The 19836-nt window shown below is 35.9% G+C and carries 19 protein-coding genes; 8 read left to right on the top strand and 11 right to left on the bottom strand.

Annotated elements, in window-relative coordinates:
• Nucleotide 1: 1 nt before the first annotated feature.
• The 3 genes from WC614_03020 to WC614_03010 are packed head-to-tail and all read right to left on the bottom strand — an operon-like array spanning nt 2 to nt 4603.
• The gene (locus tag WC614_03020) at nt 2-2323 is read right to left on the bottom strand and encodes a ComEC/Rec2 family competence protein (GenBank protein ID MFA5031970.1); all 2322 of its coding nucleotides are present in this window, start codon (nt 2321-2323) and stop codon (nt 2-4) included.
• A gap of 44 nt (nt 2324-2367) precedes the next feature.
• Complete coding sequence (locus tag WC614_03015) at nt 2368-3459, bottom strand: glycosyltransferase (GenBank protein MFA5031969.1); 1092 nt, start codon at nt 3457-3459, stop codon at nt 2368-2370.
• Nucleotides 3460-3496: 37 nt separating this feature from the next.
• Nucleotides 3497-4603 (bottom strand): glycosyltransferase family 4 protein, encoded by a 1107-nt coding sequence (locus tag WC614_03010; protein ID MFA5031968.1) that lies wholly within the window; start codon nt 4601-4603, stop codon nt 3497-3499.
• 214 nt (nt 4604-4817) lie between these two features.
• On the opposite strand from WC614_03010, the gene WC614_03005 reads away from it, so the two are divergent.
• Nucleotides 4818-5018 carry a cold-shock protein gene (locus tag WC614_03005; GenBank protein ID MFA5031967.1) on the top strand — a complete coding sequence of 67 codons (201 nt, stop codon included), beginning with the start codon at nt 4818-4820 and terminating at the stop codon, nt 5016-5018.
• A gap of 241 nt (nt 5019-5259) precedes the next feature.
• Here WC614_03005 and WC614_03000 read toward each other — a convergent pair whose 3' ends face one another.
• The 5 genes from WC614_03000 to rplW form a co-directional block, all read right to left on the bottom strand.
• Nucleotides 5260-5808: a hypothetical protein gene (locus WC614_03000; protein MFA5031966.1), complete on the bottom strand. Its 549-nt coding sequence runs from the start codon at nt 5806-5808 to the stop codon at nt 5260-5262.
• A 74-nt stretch (nt 5809-5882) separates the two neighbouring features.
• A complete protein-coding gene (locus WC614_02995; protein MFA5031965.1) occupies nt 5883-6449 on the bottom strand; it encodes an uL22 family ribosomal protein in 567 nt (188 codons plus the stop codon).
• A gap of 10 nt (nt 6450-6459) precedes the next feature.
• Nucleotides 6460-6777 (bottom strand): 30S ribosomal protein S19, encoded by a 318-nt coding sequence (gene rpsS, locus WC614_02990; protein ID MFA5031964.1) that lies wholly within the window; start codon nt 6775-6777, stop codon nt 6460-6462.
• Nucleotide 6778: 1 nt separating this feature from the next.
• Nucleotides 6779-7606, bottom strand: a complete 828-nt coding sequence (gene rplB / locus WC614_02985) for a 50S ribosomal protein L2 (GenBank protein MFA5031963.1) — start codon at nt 7604-7606, stop codon at nt 6779-6781.
• A gap of 6 nt (nt 7607-7612) precedes the next feature.
• A complete protein-coding gene (gene rplW / locus WC614_02980) occupies nt 7613-7906 on the bottom strand; it encodes a 50S ribosomal protein L23 (GenBank protein MFA5031962.1) in 294 nt (97 codons plus the stop codon).
• A gap of 141 nt (nt 7907-8047) precedes the next feature.
• Here rplW and gcvPA point away from each other — a divergent pair, with 141 nt between their 5' ends.
• Nucleotides 8048-9379, top strand: coding sequence for an aminomethyl-transferring glycine dehydrogenase subunit GcvPA (gene gcvPA, locus WC614_02975; GenBank protein ID MFA5031961.1), 1332 nt, complete (start codon nt 8048-8050; stop codon nt 9377-9379).
• A gap of 19 nt (nt 9380-9398) precedes the next feature.
• Here the strand turns inward: gcvPA and WC614_02970 are convergent, their stop codons facing one another.
• From WC614_02970 to WC614_02960, 3 genes are all read right to left on the bottom strand, one after another.
• Entirely contained in the window at nt 9399-10895 is a 1497-nt protein-coding gene (locus WC614_02970) for a T9SS type A sorting domain-containing protein (protein MFA5031960.1), read from the bottom strand.
• A gap of 110 nt (nt 10896-11005) precedes the next feature.
• Nucleotides 11006-12538, bottom strand: a complete 1533-nt coding sequence (locus tag WC614_02965; GenBank protein ID MFA5031959.1) for a T9SS type A sorting domain-containing protein — start codon at nt 12536-12538, stop codon at nt 11006-11008.
• 11 nt (nt 12539-12549) lie between these two features.
• A complete protein-coding gene (locus WC614_02960; protein ID MFA5031958.1) occupies nt 12550-13290 on the bottom strand; it encodes a pseudouridine synthase in 741 nt (246 codons plus the stop codon).
• A gap of 370 nt (nt 13291-13660) precedes the next feature.
• Here WC614_02960 and WC614_02955 point away from each other — a divergent pair, with 370 nt between their 5' ends.
• From WC614_02955 to WC614_02930, 6 genes are all read left to right on the top strand, one after another.
• Nucleotides 13661-14587 carry a complex I subunit 1 family protein gene (locus WC614_02955; protein ID MFA5031957.1) on the top strand — a complete coding sequence of 309 codons (927 nt, stop codon included), beginning with the start codon at nt 13661-13663 and terminating at the stop codon, nt 14585-14587.
• A gap of 160 nt (nt 14588-14747) precedes the next feature.
• Complete coding sequence (locus WC614_02950; GenBank protein MFA5031956.1) at nt 14748-15263, top strand: DUF4416 family protein; 516 nt, start codon at nt 14748-14750, stop codon at nt 15261-15263.
• Nucleotides 15264-16871 carry a hypothetical protein gene (locus tag WC614_02945; GenBank protein ID MFA5031955.1) on the top strand — a complete coding sequence of 536 codons (1608 nt, stop codon included), beginning with the start codon at nt 15264-15266 and terminating at the stop codon, nt 16869-16871. It begins immediately after the preceding gene.
• A gap of 18 nt (nt 16872-16889) precedes the next feature.
• The gene (locus tag WC614_02940) at nt 16890-18578 is read left to right on the top strand and encodes a methyltransferase domain-containing protein (protein MFA5031954.1); all 1689 of its coding nucleotides are present in this window, start codon (nt 16890-16892) and stop codon (nt 18576-18578) included.
• Between the two features lie 97 nt (nt 18579-18675).
• Nucleotides 18676-18828 carry a hypothetical protein gene (locus WC614_02935; GenBank protein ID MFA5031953.1) on the top strand — a complete coding sequence of 51 codons (153 nt, stop codon included), beginning with the start codon at nt 18676-18678 and terminating at the stop codon, nt 18826-18828.
• Nucleotides 18829-18896: 68 nt separating this feature from the next.
• On the top strand, nt 18897-19836 hold a 940-nt coding region (locus WC614_02930; protein ID MFA5031952.1), incomplete at its 3' end, for a hypothetical protein.

Below are 19836 nucleotides of genomic sequence, written 5' to 3'. Positions count from 1 at the left end.
ATTACACTATCCCTAAATATCTTAATAATTTATGTTTTAATGACTCTTCCGCAATTAACCCTTTCATTGTTTCATATTTGATTTTTTTACCATCCGTTTTTATAAATACCGCACCGTCATTATCCGTTACCAATGTTTTTTGAACATTGCTTTCTCCAATAATATCCGCCATTCTCGATACCACTGCAATATTATCCTTTTTGCTTTTTACGAGCATACACATTTTATCTCCCGTAAAAAATAAAAAATTTACGTCTCCATAACTATACTTAAACCAATCATTTTCTTTCTCTATGAAACTATATGGAATGTTTTTAATCCGGATATGTTCAAATATTTTTGTACCCTGTAAACATTCTTCAGAAGCAATAACTTTGTTTATCTTAAAATTATTAAAAACATATTTTAGTCCGTCAATTTTTTCTTTATCCGGATTTGTCATTACAAGACAATCGATTTTTGATATTCCGTTCGCCCGGAGATAAGGCGCAACTTTATCCTTTCCGGGATCAAGGTAAGAAGCATATATCCCGCCATCAACTAATATAACCCGCTTATCCCGAGTTTTAATAATCGTAGAATTTGTTTTTGACAAGCATACTAATTTTAATCCGGAGTTGTTTTGAACATAAATTTTTGACCATATAAAAATAATTATTCCTATTAATATCGTACCTATAAAAAGGGTTTTCCCTTTATTAAATTTAAATAACTCCATACTTAAACTTTTAGGATGATTCCAAACTACAAAATTTACTTCCGGTTCATACGTCCATAAATATGAGTACCAGTTATATATAATTAATTTTCTGTTTTTATTAAAGCTAAAAAGGCTTATTATACTTATAATTGCAAAATACTCCCAGATTACAAAAACTATATTCGGTTTATGTACCCACACGTTTCCATAAGGGGTAGCGCTAAATAATTCTGCGGACTTAAGGGTAAAAGTAGCGGTTATCCATGCAATTGAAGAAAAAATGTTGGTCATTAAATGAAAATGTATTAAAGAAAAAAAACTTATCAGGAAAGTCAATATAATACACAAACTACTTAACGGGATTATGAAAAGATTAGCAATAATTGATATTATTGAAATTCTATAAAAGTAATAAGTAATTATAGGCATACTCCCTAATTGCGCGCCCAATGAGGTGCTAAAGAACAAGCCCAAATATTTACCCGCGTTCGATTCTAATTTATAAAAAAATAACGTATATAATTCGGAAGACAAATAAATTAAAGATATTATTGCAATAAACGATAATTGAAAACTCACATCAAATAGAGCCTGCGGGGTAAAACACAATATAATAAACCCGGAAAAAGCTATCACATTCAACATATCGCTGTCTCTTTCGGCAGTCAAAGCAATCATTCCCAGTATTGTCATTAGCGTTGAGCGGACTATAGGAGGTTCCAGCCCGACAACAAATGTATACGTTATAATAAATACTGCTGTAACGATTCTCTTTATCGCCAGAGGGACTCTGAACAAGGTAAGTCCTAAAAACACAATAAGCGCAATAAGTCCCACATTAAATCCGGAAATGGCAAGTATGTGTATCGTACCGGTATTTTGAAATTGCTCATATACTTCGGGCGGGAGCAATCCGCGTTCGCCTGTTACCAAGCCTTTTAACAAACTCGCCTGGTTAAGGGTAAGATTGGCAGATATTGTATTGTTGATAAATTTTTTTATTCTCAATGCAATTTTTAATATAGAAAATTTCCCGCTATTATTAATAAATTCGGTATCAAATGTACGCGCAGTTACGTAAATCTTATTTCTTGCAAGAGCTTCTTTATAATTAAAATCTTCTGGGTTCTTAGGAAATTCGGGGATTGATAATTTAGGATTTTTAAGTTTCAACCTATCCCCGTATTCAAATTTTTCATCGGGATAATTTAATGTAAGAATTATTTTCCCCGCAGTTTGTACGCTATGACTGTCTATCCCTACGCTTTCTACCTCACATTCAATTACTGTTTGAGTGATTTTTACTTCGGGGTCTTTTATAACTTTTGCAATGACACAAAAATCCCCCTTACTCTGGGTTGTTTTATCTACATGATTTATTATATGATTTGCCGGAAATAAAGTCGTAGAAACTTCATATAACAACATCCCTGAAGTAATGAGAATGAAAATACAATTTAAGTTTAATAAACCTGGGGGGAATTTAAAAATATTAGAGATAAAATAAAAGCTGCAAATTATAAGTAAAAAAATAGCGATGCAGGATAACGGGAAATTACTAAAATAAGCAGTTACAATTCCTGAACTAAATGCAAGAAAGGCTATAAATGCAGGTCTCCGCATTTCAAAACACTACAATTCTTGAGTGCCGCCTTGTAGGGTTACGGCTATGAATGATTTAATTTTTTTTCAACAAAACTTTTTAATTTTTGTTTAAATATTTCTTTGTCAAAAGAGCCTGCATGTTTTTGTAAAACATCCAGGTTATATTTTGAACGGTCAAAATTTTTAACGACTTCCATCAAAGCAGACGTTGTTTGCGGATAAAAGAATTCTCCCGTTTCTCCTGCTTTTACCGTTTCCAATGCGCCTCCTCCTTTAAATGCAATAACGGGAGTCCCGCAGGACTGCGCCTCAAGAGGAATAATTCCAAAGTCTTCCACCGTAGGAAAGATAACGGCTTGAGCTCTTTGGTAATAACTTCGTAATTTCTTATCGTCTAATCTTCCCAGGAATTGAACGTTCGGACGGGCAATCTTTTCCAGCGCCCCTCTTGCCTCTCCATCTCCGATTATAAGCAAGGGAAGCCCTAATTTGCTAAAAGCTTCTACGGCTATGTCTATTCTTTTATACGTTTTAAGTCTTGCTACTACGAGAAAATAGTCCTGAACTTTTAAAGTTGGGTCAGGAGCAAAAAACCTAGTATTACACGGAGGATATATTATAACGGAATCCTGTTTATAATACTTTAATGCTCGTTTCTTGACAGTTTCAGATATGGTTATAAGGAAATCTATCCTGTTAGCTGAAACCACATCCCAAATTCTTATGTTATTCATCAATATTCTTAACCACATTCTAAGCACAACGTTTGTTCTTTTCACTTGTAAAAAATATTCATCCCACGCAAATCTCATAGGATTTAAAAGATACGAAATATGCACCGTATTAGGGGTTGTTAAAACTCCTTTTGCCCAGGCAGAAGATATGGAAAGCACCACATCAAAATCTCTGAGGTCTATCTGTTCTATTGCAGTTGGGTACAGCGCAAAATATTTTTCGTAATTTGTCGACAAGAATGGCAACCGTTGAGCAAAAGTAGGAGTAATTTTCCAATTCCTAAAGCGAGATGGTATTTTTTTTAAATCATAAAAAAGAGTAAATACGGGAGCGTCCGGCCATATTTCATGAACTGCCTCTAACACTCTTTCCGCACCACCATACTGATTCAAATAATCATGAACTATTGCTATTTTCATATTAAATAAAACTATTTATAATTTTGTTATTATGCTTCTATTCATTTACTATATTTTGAACAGAAATTATCGTATTCGTCAAGTTAAAATATTCTTTAACCCGTTTATTGGCATTTTGCCCAAGCAAACAATTAAATTGCGGATTATCAAACAATTTAATTATCCCCTCTGCAATTGCAGATGCATTTTTAACGGGAACAAGGATGCCGGTTTCCCCATCTATGACAATTTCAGGCACGGCGCCTATATTTGTTGCAATAACGGGTTTTCCCAGAACCCCGGCCTCTATAAGTACGCGGCCAAAAGGCTCGGGGAAAACCGATGGATGAACCAATACATCAAATTCCGAAATTTCATTTATGGCGTTTTCTACGACCCCTTTAAATTGAATATTTTCTTCTAATTTTAGCTCTTTGGTCAAATCTTTTAATTCTTTTAGATATTCTTCGTCTCCAAAGATTGGTCCCCCAACTATAATAAATTTAACGCCTATGTTTTTCCTTTGCATAATTATACCCGCAGATTGAATAAAATACTCTATGCCTTTCCATCGCGCAATTTGTCCTGCATAACCAACGGTAAAACAAGAGCTTTTCTTTTTTCTCTTTTCTGAATTTAATTTTATATCTATCCCGTTATAAATAATTTTTATTTTGCCGGATGCGGGAAATTGTTTTGCCACGGCATTAGAAATAACAATTAATTTATTCGCTATTAAGTAAATGCCAACCGTCCAGATTTTTGAAAATAAATTCCGGTTGAAAATATCCCTGAAATGTACGCATACCGGTATTTGCAAAATTCTCCCCGAAATGCCGCCAATTAAATGCGCTTTTTGAGAATTCGTATATACTACGTCAGGATTTTCTTTCCTTAACAAATTGATAAATCTTGATATTAGTTTTAAGATAATATAAATCTCACCTAAATTAATTCCGGTATTTCGTTTTTTATTAACTATTTTGGAGGGCATAGGAAATAGAATACATCGTATGCCCTTTTTTTTAAATCTTGCCAGTATTGCTTCGTTTGAAGTTACAAAGACATTATCCGTTTTTTTAAGTCCTGCAATCATATCCAGCAGGCTTCTTTCGGCGCCCCCGAACTGAGCGGAGTGGTCAAAAAATAACACTTTTTTTAACATTTCCGTAATCTTTTATCGCTCTAAAAACAGATACAAATCTTATATGTTACGGCTTCTGATGTCAATCAATATTTATGAAATACAATTCGGGAACATTTTTATTTTCAAATAAAAAATCTTTATTAATTTTCATTATAATCCAAGATAATCTTAAAAAATACTTGACAGCATAACAATTTAAGGTTATTAACAGTAATAATAGGAGGTATAGTATATGGAATCAGGAAAAGTTAAGTGGTTTAATGAGCGTAAAGGCTTCGGTTTTATCGAGCGCGCAAGTGGTGGAGACGTATTTGTTCACTACTCGGATATAGATGGAAAAGGATTTCGCGCACTTGAAGAAGGACAGGAAGTAGAATTTGAAGTTGTTGAAACTGATAAGGGCCCAAAGGCAGTCAACATAAAAATTAAGTAGCGTTCATTTCCATAGAAAACAATTAAGCCTGTAAGTTTTTTTTACTTGCAGGCTTATTTTTTAGACAGCTCTTTTCAGCTATGCTGGATTAGAGATGTCTATCTGGAGCGAAGCGAAAGACAGGCAGGGATTATCGCAGTTTGGTTTTCGAAATGTAGGCACAATTTCAAATTGTGCGGGAATCTATCTTCCTTTTTAATTTATTTGCTTACAGGGGCGAAAGCGGGAATCCATTTCATTCCTATCTATCAAACTTATCGTCTAACCAATCCCAGAATGTGTAATCTCTAACTCTTTCAGACTCCGAACAAGCATTTTCCACTGCATCTACTATTCCCTTCATATATTCAGGATATCTTGATTTTAACTTAAATCGCATTTTATTGCTTTTCTTTTCAACAGCACAAATAGTTGTGTAAGAATATAGATGCTTACTTGAAGGGAGAACATCTATCCAGTAATGTAAATAGAATTTATAATCTTGCCACTTTAATCTTTTTCTAAAAAGCCATTTCCAGATAAATCCACCCGGATTGTAAATTAATTCCGATGGAGTTATTGTTATTTTAGCAAGCAATTTGCAAACACAAAAATCAAACACCAAAAAAAGAACAATAGCCCACTCTATATTTACAAAAAATTCATGTAAATTATTACACTTGAAATAACCTATCGCAGCAATTATATTTATCCGAATATTAATTCCCAAGAAAGGTGTTACAAGAAGCAAAAACGCAATCTTATTCCACAACGGATATCCAAAAACCAAAGGTTTTGTGTTTTCTTGCATATTATTTTAAGAATTCAAATAATAAGAATATTCGCTTTTTATTTTTTGAGATGTTTTTAGAGAGTACTAACTACTTATTTTCCCTTTGGGGTACGGAAAACTTTTCTTTTCTGAGGAGCAGCAGCAGAAGGAGCATCAGTTTTCTTGACTGTATGTTCTTTCTTAGGGACAATCACTTCTGATTTAGCAGTTTTAGGTACAGCTTTTTCTTTGCCCGGCAATGCTTTTTTCGGTTTCGCAGCTACCGGTGCTACTTTATCCTTAACTCCGGTTTGTTTTTCTCTCATTTTTATGGAATAAGGACTTTCTACGACTTTTATGGTAATATGCGCATTTCTTTTCATCATTAAATCCGCTTTGCCTCTTGCGCGGAATTTAAGTCTTTTCCACATAGGAGCGCTATCAATTCTAATTTCGGATATTATGATATTGTCGAATTCAGGTGCGTCTACACCCATTTTATTTCTTAAATTGGAAGCTGCCGAATGGATTGCCTTAGCAACGTGATCAACCGTAGGGGAAGCAGAAAGTTTTAAAATACTTTCCGCCATAAGTACGCTTTTTCCTCTTATCTCGGCTACAAATCTCCTTAATTTCTTAGGAGAAGCTCTTACATATTTCTGATGTGCTGTGCCTTCCATAATTTATTTTTTAAGATTTCTTTGGTTGTGGTGCAGCTGCCGGAGCACCGGATTCTTCTGCACGCGCTTTTTTACCACTATGTCCCCTGAAAATACGTGTAGGCGCAAATTCTCCAAGAAGATGCCCAACCATACTTTCGCTTACGTATACGGGAATATGTTTATGTCCATCGTGCACGGCTATTGTATGTCCTACAAAGTCCGGAGTAACCGTAGAATCACGGGACCATGTTTTTATTATTTTCTTATCTGCCAATTTATCAAGTTTTTTTAATTTCTCGACTAGTTTCGCATCTACCCAATATCCTTTTTTTAGGGACCGTCCCATTTTATTTCCCCCTCTTTCTGCCCTTCACAATATATTTGTCTGAAAGTTTTCTCTTTCTTGTTTTATAACCTTTTGCCGGGACACCTGTAGGAGACTGTGGAATATGTCCTTTGGATTTAGCTTCTCCGCCACCCATTGGATGATCTACAGGATTCATATGAACGGCTCTTACGCGTGGACGTATTCCGAGCCAACGAGTTCGTCCGGCTTTACCTATGGAAATTGAACTATGTTCTACGTTAGATAATTGTCCTATTGTGGCAAAACATTTTAATGAAACAAGTCTTACTTCGGTTGATGGCATTCTTATATGAGCATAAACGCCTTCTTTAGTTAAAATCTGTCCCGTCATTCCCGCACTGCGAATAAGCTGACCACCACATCCGGGTCTAAGTTCAAGATTATGAAGTTCCATACCTTCGGGAATTTCAGATAAAGGAAGCGCATTCCCAACACGAAGCGGAGAACCGGATCCCGAAATCACCTGCATTCCTACGGTTAAACCCAATGGAGCAAGAATATATCTTTTTTCGCCATCTTTATAGCGAAGCAGAGCTATTCTGGTTGACCTGTTGGGGTCATATTCTATACTTTCAACATGGGCAGGAATACCAAATTTGTCTCTTTTGAAATCAATAATACGATATAAATCCGGATGTCCGCCACCCCTATGCCTACAGGTAATTCTACCATTAGAATTACGGCCACCTTTTTTTCTAATCGCTACCATTAAAGACTTGGTAGGTTTAGTCCTGGTAACATCCGCATAATCATCATACTCTTGATACCTTTGAGTTGGTGTTAACGGTCTTCTTTTATTTATACCCATTTATTTCTATCCTACGCCTTCAAATATTTCTATTTTATCGCCATCTTTGAGTTTACAAATTGCTTTTTTCCAAGCCGGTTTATAGCCGACATATCTGCCGACTCTTTTTTCTTTCCCCTTGCAACACTGAGTGTTTACATTAAGAACTTTTACTTTAAATAGTGTTTCAACGGCATGCTTTATCTCTATTTTGTTAGCAGACTTATCAACTTGAAACGTATATACGTTAGATTTCTCTTTAAGTTTTAACGCTTTTTCTGTGACCAACGGCAGAATAACTACTTTCCTCGGATCTCTCATTTTCCTCCAATTATCATCAAAGACTTATCTCCTATATCATATTTTCTTCCTTGTCAATAAGTTTTTTATTAATGATTTATTATTTTTGTTATTGACAAATTAAAAGAATTAAATAAATTCCACTGTAATAAATTAAAAATTATGCCATTTATTCCTAATACTGATAAAGACAGAGCCGAAATGTTCGCAAAGATCGGCGTTAAGAATTTTGAAGCTTTACTTGCTCCTATTCCTGAACATCTTAGACTAAAAGAACCTCTTAATATTCCCAATCCTCTATCCGAAATGGAAGTAAAAAAACTATTACACCGGCTTGCCAATAATAATATAACCGGAATCTCATTTATGGGCGCAGGCAGTTATGACCATTATATACCTTCTTTAGTAGACTATGTAATTTCAAGGCCTGAATTTTATACTGCTTATACGCCTTACCAGCCCGAAGCTTCGCAAGGCACATTACAGACTATTTACGAGTACCAGTCAATGATATGCGAATTATTCAATATGGACATCGCAAACGCTTCTATGTATGACGGCGGTTCGGCAGTCGCAGAAGCCTGTAAAGTTGCATCCAATGCAAATTCCAAGACTACATTTTTAATATCCGAAGGCGTCAACCCAAATTACAGAAAATGCGTTGAAACCTATTTTGGAAAGAAAAAAGTAAAAATCATTCCTCTTAAAGATGGTCAAACAGATATAGAAGCAATTAAAGATATATATGCCAAAAACAAAGATATCGCCTGCACGGTAATACAAAGTCCAAATTTCTTAGGCATACTTGAACCGGTTAAAGAGATATCTTCCGTAGTCCATTCTGTTAATTCATTATTTATAGGTGTACCTTTACCTATTTCTTTGGGTATGCTAACACCTCCCGGAGAATGGGGAGCGGACATCGCCGTCGCCGAAGGTCAGGCATTTGGGATTTCCCAGGCTTTTGGCGGACCGGGACTCGGTATTTTATCCTGTAAAAAGGATTTTGTAAGAAGTATGCCCGGAAGAATAATCGGTCAAACACAGGATAGTGCAGGAAGAAGAGGTTTTGTTATGACCTTGCAAACAAGGGAACAGCATATAAAACGCGAACGTGCAACCTCTAATATATGCACAAACGAAGGTTTATGCGCTATTGCCGCTTGTGTATATCTTACCGTAATGGGTCCAGAGGGATTAAAAGAAGTTGGCGAACTATGTTATAACAAAGCTCATTATCTTGCAAAAAGAATATGTGAAATAGAAGGATTTAAATTGGTTTACGAGAAGCCGTTTTTTAATGAATTTGTAGTCAGCACTCCAATTTCTGCAGATAAAATAGTAAATAAGCTTGCCAAAAAGAAAATATTTGCAGGCGTGCCTGTTTCAAAGTTCTATTCCGGTCATAAGAATGAACTCCTCATAGCGGTAACGGAAAAAAGAACAAAAGAAGAAATAGAATATTTTGTTGAAGCCCTCAAAAACGTCAAATAGTTATATTTTTTCAACATTACTACTTCAAACAATTCATCTTAACGACTTTTACTGGCGTATAATCGTTTACCTTTACGAAATATATTCCTGATTTCAATTTTTCGCCTATAGATATTTTGGTTATTGCGTTATTAGGTGATTGGGTTATTGATTGAGTTTCAATTAACTTCCCTGCAATATCATATATTTCTATTTTGTTCTCTCTAAACTCTTTACTCTCTACTCTTAACTCTTTACTCTCTACTCTTAACTCTGTACTTTTAGTAAACGGATTTTGATTTACCCTGAGCGTAGTCGAAGGGTTTTTAATATTTGATTTCTCTTCTACCCCCGTTCCTTTCCCTTTTGCATATTTTAATACAGCTGTTCTATTAGATTCGTTTGTTCCAGTAGTTCCACGATAACTAATATGTGCATATCCATTATTATCTATTGCAATAGATGTAGCAGATAAGTTTGGAAACCCCATAGTAAATGAATCCAATTGTTCACTGTGCCAAATGTTATTGCTGTCTTTCCAGATATAAGTCAGCCAGAAGAGATTCGCTGTTTGGCTTAAGTAACTTATATGCGGGTTGTTATTCTTATCAATAAACAAAGATGATTCGCGACCAAGAGTTCCTATTGTATCTATTACCCAACCGGATGTTTCTCTGACTGCGTATGTTATTTTATAGACTTCGTAAGCAATACAAGGTTTTCCATCCGCATTAATTTTCATAGAGTTTACTCCACAAGAAGGAGTATCTACTCTTTCAATTTTCCAATTATTGGATGTTTTTTTTGCATATCTAAGTCCCGTGTTCCATCCATCCGAACCATACGCAAGATGAGGATTATTTGTATCGTCAAGAGCAATCGAAACAAATCCCCAGTCGCCTATCACCGTATCTATTATTTCCGTTACCCAATTCGTATCATTCCAATAACTGTGTAAAATCACATCCGCCCCTGATAAGGATGCCGCCCATCCGATATGCGGTCTTCCTTTTTTATCAATCGCAATGGATGTCCAATCCACCCACGCTCCCGGATATACCTGTGTTGCGTTCCACCCTGAATCGCTTTTAACCCAATACCTCAATCCGTTATACCAAGAGCTTATATGCGGATACCCCAGTGAATCCAACGCTAAAGACGGTCTTTCCCCGCCTAACGGCAAATCGGATACCCACTTTGAACTGTCTGGATTATAAGAAACGTATATGATTTTAGTCCCATGCTTTTCATATGCGATATGTGGGTTATCTTTTGAATCAAGGGCAAGAGATGTGCCCTTAACTTCAGAGCCAATTGCACTGTCTAATATTGACACATCCCATTCTTTCGCCTGCTGAAGATAATTCATCTCTTTCGCTTGTATTTTAGAATTATCCACATTTTCTTGTAATAACCTGTTATAAGCATTCCTTTTCATTTCACATATTCGTACCGAATCCGCTCCGTGATAGCTAACATATGCCTGTCCGGATAATGGAGCAACCCAAACCATAAATAGAATAAACAATTTTTTCATATCTTCTCTACTTTATTTTGTATTTTATTTTTCGTTATTCGCGTTTATTCTCGGATAAAACTTTTTCCGTTCTCTGTTTCTTCTGTTACTATCTAAACCGCCTAAACTATCTACTTCACTATTCCCATCTTTACTACTTTAATTGGTTTGCTATCATTCACTTTTACGAAATAAATTCCCGATTTTAAATTTTTACCAATTATATTGTCTTTTGTTTCTTCAACTAACTTCCCGCTTATGTCATAAATCCGTATTTTATCTTTTACTGAACACTGACCACTGGCCATTGATAACTGTGTGCAAAACACAAACGGATTCGGAAATATTTTAATATTTGATTTTTGATTTTTGATTTTTAATTTTTCTTCTATAGCAATATTATGTCCTTTCGGCTTGAGAAAAGGGTCTCCAAGAAGTGTCATTCCGTAATGCCAGCAAATATCATCAAAACTAACTCCTCCTGCCGTTATATAATAGAACCAATCTTTAAATGCTTCCCCCATAGTTTTTCCCTGCGAAAGAGGCAAATAGAAATAGTAAAAATCAAGCATACTGCCTGTCTTTGTTGAACCGATTGCGCCGACTCCATAACTCTGGTTGAAAATAGTTCTGCCGCCGCCATATCCGCTTTCCGTATATCTTGCAAATGAACAGGCAAATAGATTATAAAAATTCGCAGGAGGGTCTTGACTTGTATATTCCGAAGCATAATAATAATCATACGAAGCATGATTGTTATAATAAAATACGTGTCCCCCCGGCCAGGAATGCGCAAAAACAGAAACCCATGCCCTGACAGTATCCAATTTTATTCTATAATCAGTTACTCTAGTCGCATTAGAATCAGCCACTACAAGGGTATCATCATAAAGTAATGACACGTCTCCCGCCCATTCCGGCGCCCAGTAATGCCAATCATCTTCCACATAAACCAACGCCCTGTGTTGTAATTCGATAGAATGATTACGGTAAGCATTATCTTTAGCAAAATAATTTTTTATCAAAAGAGTGTCGTTGCCAATCCCCGTCGGCGTAAGCCTGCCAACATATATTTCAGGGTTAACATCTCCCGAATGAGCATCATAAATACTATCTTTTCCTGACGCTAAACTATCGCCGACAGCATAATATTTCATAGTGTCTATCCAATCTCCATTCAAATCCATATAAAAGAGGTCAATCGGCCATTCCGCGTAACCATAAGTTCCATAATCATTTTCTACTTGAAACCATGCCACAGGCAAATCCCCAACAAATAAAGCACCTTCAATGTTATCGTTATCATAAAGCCCCTTTAAAAATGAACGCAAGTTTTCCGGAGTTCCCCCCGCTATGTTGTAACTACTTACGGTATAGCCCTCATATTGTAAGTTAGTCATCAATTGATTTAATTCGCTCGTAAGAGAAGACGCAATCGTAGAATCCACTAATATTACTACTTTACCTGCTTTACGTTGGACGGAAAGTTTTTTGGTTAATGCAGTAGAAAACGTTTTATAAGGATGAGAAACGCTCCATTCCTTAAATGTTCCGGGTTTCGAGCCCGACGGTCCTTCCCATCGAAGAAGCTTAACTTCATTCTGCTGTGCCCCTGACAACAAAGAAGTAATCGTAAAAATACTAATAATAATAAATTTTAACATAGTCCCTCCAATTAAATAATCAGGTTCAAAAAATAGTCATAAGGGGTTTTGCTTTGTAACTCTGTTTCGCTTATTTTATAAATTCTATATTTACCCATTTCTAAATCCCCCAAAACCATTTTCCCTATTCTTATTCTTTGCAGTCTTATTACGGTACAACCTAACGCCCTTATCATATTTTTTATTTCTCTTTTCTTCCCTTCCGTAAGAATAATTCTAATTTTCCTGTTTTCAAGGAGTTCTACTTTTTTAGCTGTCAGAATTTCACCTTCCCATTCTATTCCTTTTTCAAGTGTTTTTATCCCGGTCCAGTCAAGGTTTCCATCCGTCCAGACAAGATATTCTTTTTCCATTTCAAACTTCGGATGAGTAAGCCTGTATGCAATGTCACCATTATTTGTCAGTAAAATCAATCCCTCAGCATCTTTATCCAGTCTGCCCACCGGGAAAAGACGTAATTTAATATCCTGTATCAAATCAGTTATAATAAGATCGGCGTGTCTATCCTCAAGCGTGGTAACATACCCGGGTGGTTTATTCAGCGCAACCAAAAGGGGATATTCGATTTTTAAAACTTTTCCTTCTATTTCTACGATGTCTTTCTCTACATCAACGTCTATGCCTAATGTCGTTATTACTTTACCGTTTATTTTAACTTTACCTTTTTCTATAAGTATATCCGCTTTTCTCCTTGAAGAAATTCCTGCCTTTGCTATAAATTTATTCAATCTCATAATCAATATATATTTCATAGGAAAATATGTTTATGTCAAGTCTTTTAGTTGGACTTTATGCTCGTAAGAACATTAGTCCAACTTATCCAGTAGAAGACCCTTAGAAATTTAGTTCTTACTTGCAAACCCTTATGTTAATTAGGAAAAAGATTGTGGAGCGTAGCGACATCCCGCCTCGGCTGGATTGTCCGGAGTTTTTTGCCGGAGGGGATTCCATCCAGTCCTCTGGGCTCAGCTGGATTAGTCGAATTTTGGGTTTCTTAAGATTTTTACTTGCGTTAGGCAGGCAGGAGGCTTTGCACTAAAGCAAGTTAGTATTAAAAAATCTTGACAATAGAGCAATATTATATATTTTATCAAATGTATTTGAGTTTAGTTAATTACATAAATGAAAATTTTATTTGAGTGGCTTATATTTCCGGGATTTGTATTTATATTCCTATTATCTTTAATAGTTTCCTGGATTGACCGCAAAGTAACGGCAAGAATTCATTATAGAGTGGGGCCCCCTTGGTACCAGGGTTTTGCCGACTTCTTAAAATTACTTGGGAAAGAAACTCTTATTCCTGCGGAAGGGAATAAAATGGTTTTTCTTGCTTCTCCCCTCATAGGGGTTGTAGGAGCTGCGCTTGTAAGTTTCATATTAATGAAAACCAATTTCAATCCCGGCGTTACTTTTGTAGGTGACTTAATAGTAATTTTATATTTACTGATTTTGCCTCCTCTGGCAATAATCCTTGGAGGTTCTGCCTCTGCTAATCCTCTTGCTGCAATTGGAGTTTCAAGAGAAATAAAATTACTCATAGCTTATGAGCTGCCTTTTATAATTGCTGCATTAATACCCGTAGTCAAAGTAGATTCCATACAATTAGGTTCAATTATAAATTATCAGGTACAGCATGGAACAATATTTACACATTCCATTTCCGGGTTCCTTGCATTTTTTGTTGCTCTTATCTGTATGACGGCAAAACTTGGATATGCGCCTTTTGACGTAGCAGAAGCAGAAACCGAACTTGCCGGCGGGGCAGTCATAGAATACGGCGGACCTCCTTTAGCGTTTACCATTTTAGCAAAACAAGTTTTATTATTTACCGCTCCAATATTTTTAAGCACCCTATTTCTCGGAGGATTACACTTTAAAGGATTAAATATTTTATGGGCGGTATTAAAATACGTTTTAGTCCTCGTTGCCTTCATTCTCATAAAAAATACAAACCCCCGTCTTCGCATTGACCAGATAATAAAGTTTTTCTGGGGTAAAGTATTTATTATATCTCTTATTGCTTTTGTTCTTGCAATATTAGGGCTATAATCTTTTCTGTCCCTCTATAAATATTTTTCTTGCCTTGTAAAAAAATAACATTAGAATAACAAAAGTTATCCAAAATAGGTTAATGAATATTTATAAGAATTGGATAAGAATCTCTAATCCCCGCCTCAGGCGGAGCGGGAAAAGAGCTTCTTATTAGAAAATGGACTATCCGGCTAAACTTGTAATGGGAATTATTACGGCGGATGATTGCAATGAAACAGAAGTATTTAAAACGATAACTAAAAGATTTGGCACTATAGACATTAAAAGCGACACTATGGTATTTGATGTTACGGATTATTACGTCGTTGAGATGGGGGAAAAATTAAAGAGACAATGGATAAGTTTTGACTCTCTTGTTTCGCAGGACACATTAAGCGAAATAAAACTTGAAACCATAAAAATGGAAGATTCTTTTAAAAGAGCAGACGGGACAAGAACCGTAAATCTCGACCCCGGGTATGCAACTATGCACAATTTCGTCCTCGCAAGCACTAAAGGTTACTCGCACCGTGTCTATCTTGACAAAGGTATATATGCAGAGCTAACTTTTGTCTGCAAAAAAAAGAGGTTTCATTCATTGCCCTGGACGTATTTTGACTATCGTGATAATATCGCATTTTTTGACTCGATAAGGATAAAGTTTAAATCCCAGATAACCAGTCCAGAAGACTAAATGTATAAAATATTATTGCTCTTATTAACTACTACAGGGTTTATGCCTGTAAGCGAAGTAAAACCCGGAATGAAAGCTTTTGCCATAACGGTTTTAAAGGGCACTCAAATAGACACGTTTGACGTAGAAATAGTAGACTTAATAAAAAACCATCTCCCAAAATGTGATTTGTTTCTTGGAAAAATTTCCGGGCCTAAAATTGCAGGAATGGGAGTCCCGAGTGGAGTAAGCGGGAGCCCGGTGTATTTTAAATCCGCTAACAATGAAATCAAATTAATAGGAGCCCTCTCTTATAGTTTTGTAATATTTCCAAGAGAAGACGGGTATTTTGTGGGCATTACCCCGATTGAGAATATGTTAAATCCTCCTTCTATTCCGGGACAAAATGCTTCGTCTGCAACTCAAAAAAACACCTTGTCACCGATAAAATTATTATTCACGTCCTCTGCCAACTGTGACAGTGTTATAAAAAAACTAACGGATAATTTTCCTTCTTTAAGCATCGTAAAAATAGATGGGTCTAATTCCGAGCGTCGGGACAGCATTATTCCTTTCCCGGGTTCTGCATTAGGAATCCCGCTTGTAACGGGAGACGCCAATTACAGCGCTATCGGCACCTGCACCTACAAAAAAGGCAACAAAGTATGGGGATTCGGGCACTCGTCTTTTGATTTCGGTAAAACGGAACTACCAATGTCTGCAGGATATATATATTCCACAATACCGTCAAATTACGATTCGTACAAGTTGGGCGTTTCAACGAAAATAATCGGCACAATAACAAACGATGACGTTACAGGAATTAGCGGTGAAATAGGCAAAATGCCAAAATTAATAGAAGCAACCGTAACCGTAAATTCCAACAAATTTCATTATAAAATAACAAAAGAAAAACGGTTACTGCCTTTCCTTTTTGGAATGGTAACCGCAAATTCCGTATCTGCAGGGTATAAATCGGTCGGCGAAGTAACGGCAACAGTTGATATAAACATTACTTCTCCAAATGAAAAGTTCACGAGTAAAAATATCTACGTGGGCGACATAAATATCCTTACAAAAGAAATATCCGGTTTGTTCGGGGTTATCCACGATAATCCATTTCAAAAGTTAGAAATAAATGAAATTGCGATAAATCTTTCTATTTCGGACACGATTAAATTTGCCAAAATAGATGGATTGTGGACGAATAAATCAACGGTAGAAATAAACGATAGTCTGGATTTGATTGTCTCGTTATCCACATATAAAGGAGGAATCGTAAAACAATCCATACACATTGAAATCCCTCCTTATATTGATAAAGAAGATTTGTGGTTAAGCGTGGAAAGTGGAAGGAGCGCAAGCACAAAAAACATAAGCAAAATATCTTCGTTGGGTGACCTTAAAAAATGGCTAATTGAAACACCTACAAATAATGAGCTTGTAGTAACTTTAACCCAGAAAGACAAAAGCGGACAGGTTTTGGGCAAAGAACTTCAATCTCTCCCACCATCGATAGGTTCTTTTTTTACTGAGCCCGTTGAAGGGAAATCAAAAATTCTTGAAAAAAGAATAAAAACGGAATGGGTATTAGCAGGCGAAAAAACAATAAAATTAAACGTTAAATAAATATACTCAGGAAAATTGATGGAAGCTGTTCTGGAGAAAAGAATGAATAAAGACTCATCCGACACAACTCAACTCGCAGAAAGCCTGCAAAAAGCATTCGTCAAAAATTATTTCGAAGAACATGCTTTGAATTGGCAGAATATTTATTCGGAAAAAAATCTCCATTCTCTTATTATCCAGGAGCGATTAAATTATGTATTGAACTATATCGATAATCTAAATTTAGGAAAAGGCGCTAAAATACTTGACTTAGGATGTGGAGCAGGTGTAACTTCCGTAAGCCTTTTGCTCAAAGGTTTTGATGTATGTGGTATTGACGTTTCGGAAAAAATGCTTGATTTAGCGGAAAAGAATTGCATCAAAGCGGGATTGAAATGTAAAAATATTTTCCGACAGGGCAGCATAGAAAACCTTGATTTCGACAATAACACGTTTGATGTAGTTGTTGCAATGGGTTTGATAGAGTACCTAAGATGGGATTACTGGGGACTACAAGAAATGTATAGAATCCTAAAACCGGGTGGGCATCTTATAGTTACGGTCCCAAATATGTTAAGGCTATCTTATATTACTAACCCAAAATTTTTATTTTCATTGCTTAAGAAAACGGCAAGAAAAGTTTTGCCCCTTGTTCTTGGTTCTAAAGTTTCTATGCACACACGCCACTGGTTGTATTCCAAAACTCCAAAATTATTTGCAAGAAAATATACTCCTGCCGGTTTAAAAAATATCCTTAAAGAACTGGAATTTGATGTAGTAAATACGGTATCCCACGGGTTCGGGCCATTTTTTATGTTAAGCAAATTCAAAAACTTATCTTTACGGCTGAACAACACCTTACAAAAATGGAGCAAAGAAAGAACTGCGAGGTGGCTGTCAGAATCCGGCAGTGATTATATCGTTCTTTGTCGCAAATCAAGAAAAATTCCTACAACAAAAGACATTGAAAAATTTAAGTCTCGTGAGAAAAAACTATTTTCAAAATACAATTTATGGATAAAAAAACATCCTCAATATTTGCAAACAAATTTCCGTCCATTAGAAGAAGTAATAGATTTTCAAGGGAATACATTAGTTCTTTCGCCCCATCCCGACGATGAAATTATCGGGTGTGGGGGGACACTATTAGAAATGTTAAAATCGGGAGCAAAAGTTACAATTCTCCAGATAACGGACGGCAGCGACACTCTCGCTCTAAGCGAGGCGATGGATAAGACCGTTCGCCCGAAAGAAGCAAAAATAGTTGCAGAAAAACTGGGAGTAAAAGAATTGATTTTATGGGGAGAAGACGCCTGTTGTTTTAAGTTCAATCAAAAAAACGTAACGGAATTAAGTTGTCTTTTGAAAAAGATTAATCCTAAAGTTATATTTGTCCCGTTTATCAACGAAAAAGACCCCCATCATATAATTGCAAATAAAATACTGGCACCTGCTTTAGATGAAATAGATTCGGATAATATTACGATAGTAAGTTATGAAGTTTATAGTCTTTTACCGCCCAATGTATTTTGTGTAATAGATAAACAATTTGAAGAAAAAGAAAACTTACTAATGAAATACCGGACAGGAATGAAAGTGTTTGATTATGTGCATTTTTGTAAATCGTTAAACTTTTATCGCAGTTATACTTTGCTTGAGAAGAAAGGGTTTGCAGAAGCGTTTTCAGCAATAAACGTTAGGGATTACAAAGAATTGGTGAAAAATTAGAAGACGGTAATATAAATAGTCCCGACTTCTGCAAAATAAAAGATTTTTAGTATCAGGGATATTTAAATTACCCCGTGCTTTAGCACGGGGAGAAGAAATGAAAGAAATAATGGGCTTTAGCCCAAAAATAAGATATAATGAGTTTATGCGGACATATAGTTTATTTAGGACTAAAGTCCGGGAGAGTGTTTTAGGTTTAGTTACGTACCCCCGTCCTAAAGGGCAGGGTAATTTTAAAAAGAAACTTTGAGTGGAGTCTCTTGCTCAGGAGGCAGGACAACTCAAAAAAGAAGAATGATTAGAAGCGCTGGAGGACAAATGAAAGTATTGAAAATATTTGGGATTGCCATGTGTTTTTTGTTTACAGTAAATGCACTTGCAGTAAATACCGAGTTATGGGAAGTAAAAGACTTCGCAAAATGCAAGCTAAACAACATAATGCTTGATGAGAACGGAAATCCATCAGTTGCTCCTGCAATCAAGGAATTATGGAAAAATCCCGAACTCTATATATGGTCAATAATTAAATCGGGAAATACCATATATGTCGGTACAGGCGGAAAAGGCAAGGTATATAAAATAAATACTTCGAACAAGAGTGGCTCTGAATTAGCCTTATTGGACACGACTCAGGCAGGAGTGTTTTCTCTTGTTGAAAATAAGGGGATAATTTATGCAGGCACTTCGCCGGATGGGATAATTTATCAACTAGACAAAACGGGCAAATCCAAAATATTTTCCCAAACTAAAGAAAAGTATATATGGAAAATGGTATTAGACAACGACGGGAATTTTTATGCGGCAACAGGCGTAACAGGAAACATATTAAAAATATCCGGGTCGGGAAAGATAGATACTTTTTATATTACACCGGAAAAGAACGTTACTTTTTTAAATTATGTAAACAACTATTTTTATGCAGGCACGGGAGAAAACGGATACCTATTTAAGGTAGATAAAAAAGGCAAAGGAATATGCATACTTGATGCGAACGAAAAAGAAATCAAAGAAGTTATTTCGTTGGATACTTTATTATTGGTAGCAGCGACGGAAGACAGCGCAGGTTCTGTTTATTGCATATACAAGGACAATAAAGTCGAAAAGCTATGGTCGGTTAGCGCTCCCATTCGTGGATTAGAATGGATTGCCAAAGATAAAAATATGCTTGTTGCTGCCGGGAAAAGATTATATAAAATAAAATTAGACGGAACGGCGATTGTTTTGAATGAGTTTCCTGCGAATATATCCTGCATTAAAG

The organism is bacterium, from assembly GCA_041649255.1.
GTDB lineage: Bacteria > Hydrothermota > UBA3073 > JACQXS01 > JAQTXJ01 > JAQTXJ01.
Note: the sequence above shows the minus strand (reverse complement) of the source record. Positions and strands in the feature narration are given on the sequence as shown.

Bases quoted from the DNA above. Each gene is read 5' to 3' on its own strand.
- WC614_03020 (MFA5031970.1), bottom strand. From the start codon at position 2,323: ATGCGGAGACCTGCATTTATAGCCTTTCTTGCATTTAGTTCAGGAATT.
- WC614_03015 (MFA5031969.1), bottom strand. From the start codon at position 3,459: ATGAAAATAGCAATAGTTCATGATTATTTGAATCAGTATGGTGGTGCG.
- WC614_03010 (MFA5031968.1), bottom strand. From the start codon at position 4,603: ATGTTAAAAAAAGTGTTATTTTTTGACCACTCCGCTCAGTTCGGGGGC.
- WC614_03005 (MFA5031967.1), top strand. From the start codon at position 4,818: ATGGAATCAGGAAAAGTTAAGTGGTTTAATGAGCGTAAAGGCTTCGGT.
- WC614_03000 (MFA5031966.1), bottom strand. From the start codon at position 5,808: ATGCAAGAAAACACAAAACCTTTGGTTTTTGGATATCCGTTGTGGAAT.
- WC614_02995 (MFA5031965.1), bottom strand. From the start codon at position 6,449: ATGGAAGGCACAGCACATCAGAAATATGTAAGAGCTTCTCCTAAGAAA.
- rpsS (MFA5031964.1), bottom strand. From the start codon at position 6,777: ATGGGACGGTCCCTAAAAAAAGGATATTGGGTAGATGCGAAACTAGTC.
- rplB (MFA5031963.1), bottom strand. From the start codon at position 7,606: ATGGGTATAAATAAAAGAAGACCGTTAACACCAACTCAAAGGTATCAA.
- rplW (MFA5031962.1), bottom strand. From the start codon at position 7,906: ATGAGAGATCCGAGGAAAGTAGTTATTCTGCCGTTGGTCACAGAAAAA.
- gcvPA (MFA5031961.1), top strand. From the start codon at position 8,048: ATGCCATTTATTCCTAATACTGATAAAGACAGAGCCGAAATGTTCGCA.
- WC614_02970 (MFA5031960.1), bottom strand. From the start codon at position 10,895: ATGAAAAAATTGTTTATTCTATTTATGGTTTGGGTTGCTCCATTATCC.
- WC614_02965 (MFA5031959.1), bottom strand. From the start codon at position 12,538: ATGTTAAAATTTATTATTATTAGTATTTTTACGATTACTTCTTTGTTG.
- WC614_02960 (MFA5031958.1), bottom strand. From the start codon at position 13,290: ATGAAATATATATTGATTATGAGATTGAATAAATTTATAGCAAAGGCA.
- WC614_02955 (MFA5031957.1), top strand. From the start codon at position 13,661: ATGAAAATTTTATTTGAGTGGCTTATATTTCCGGGATTTGTATTTATA.
- WC614_02950 (MFA5031956.1), top strand. From the start codon at position 14,748: ATGGACTATCCGGCTAAACTTGTAATGGGAATTATTACGGCGGATGAT.
- WC614_02945 (MFA5031955.1), top strand. From the start codon at position 15,264: ATGTATAAAATATTATTGCTCTTATTAACTACTACAGGGTTTATGCCT.
- WC614_02940 (MFA5031954.1), top strand. From the start codon at position 16,890: ATGGAAGCTGTTCTGGAGAAAAGAATGAATAAAGACTCATCCGACACA.
- WC614_02935 (MFA5031953.1), top strand. From the start codon at position 18,676: ATGAAAGAAATAATGGGCTTTAGCCCAAAAATAAGATATAATGAGTTT.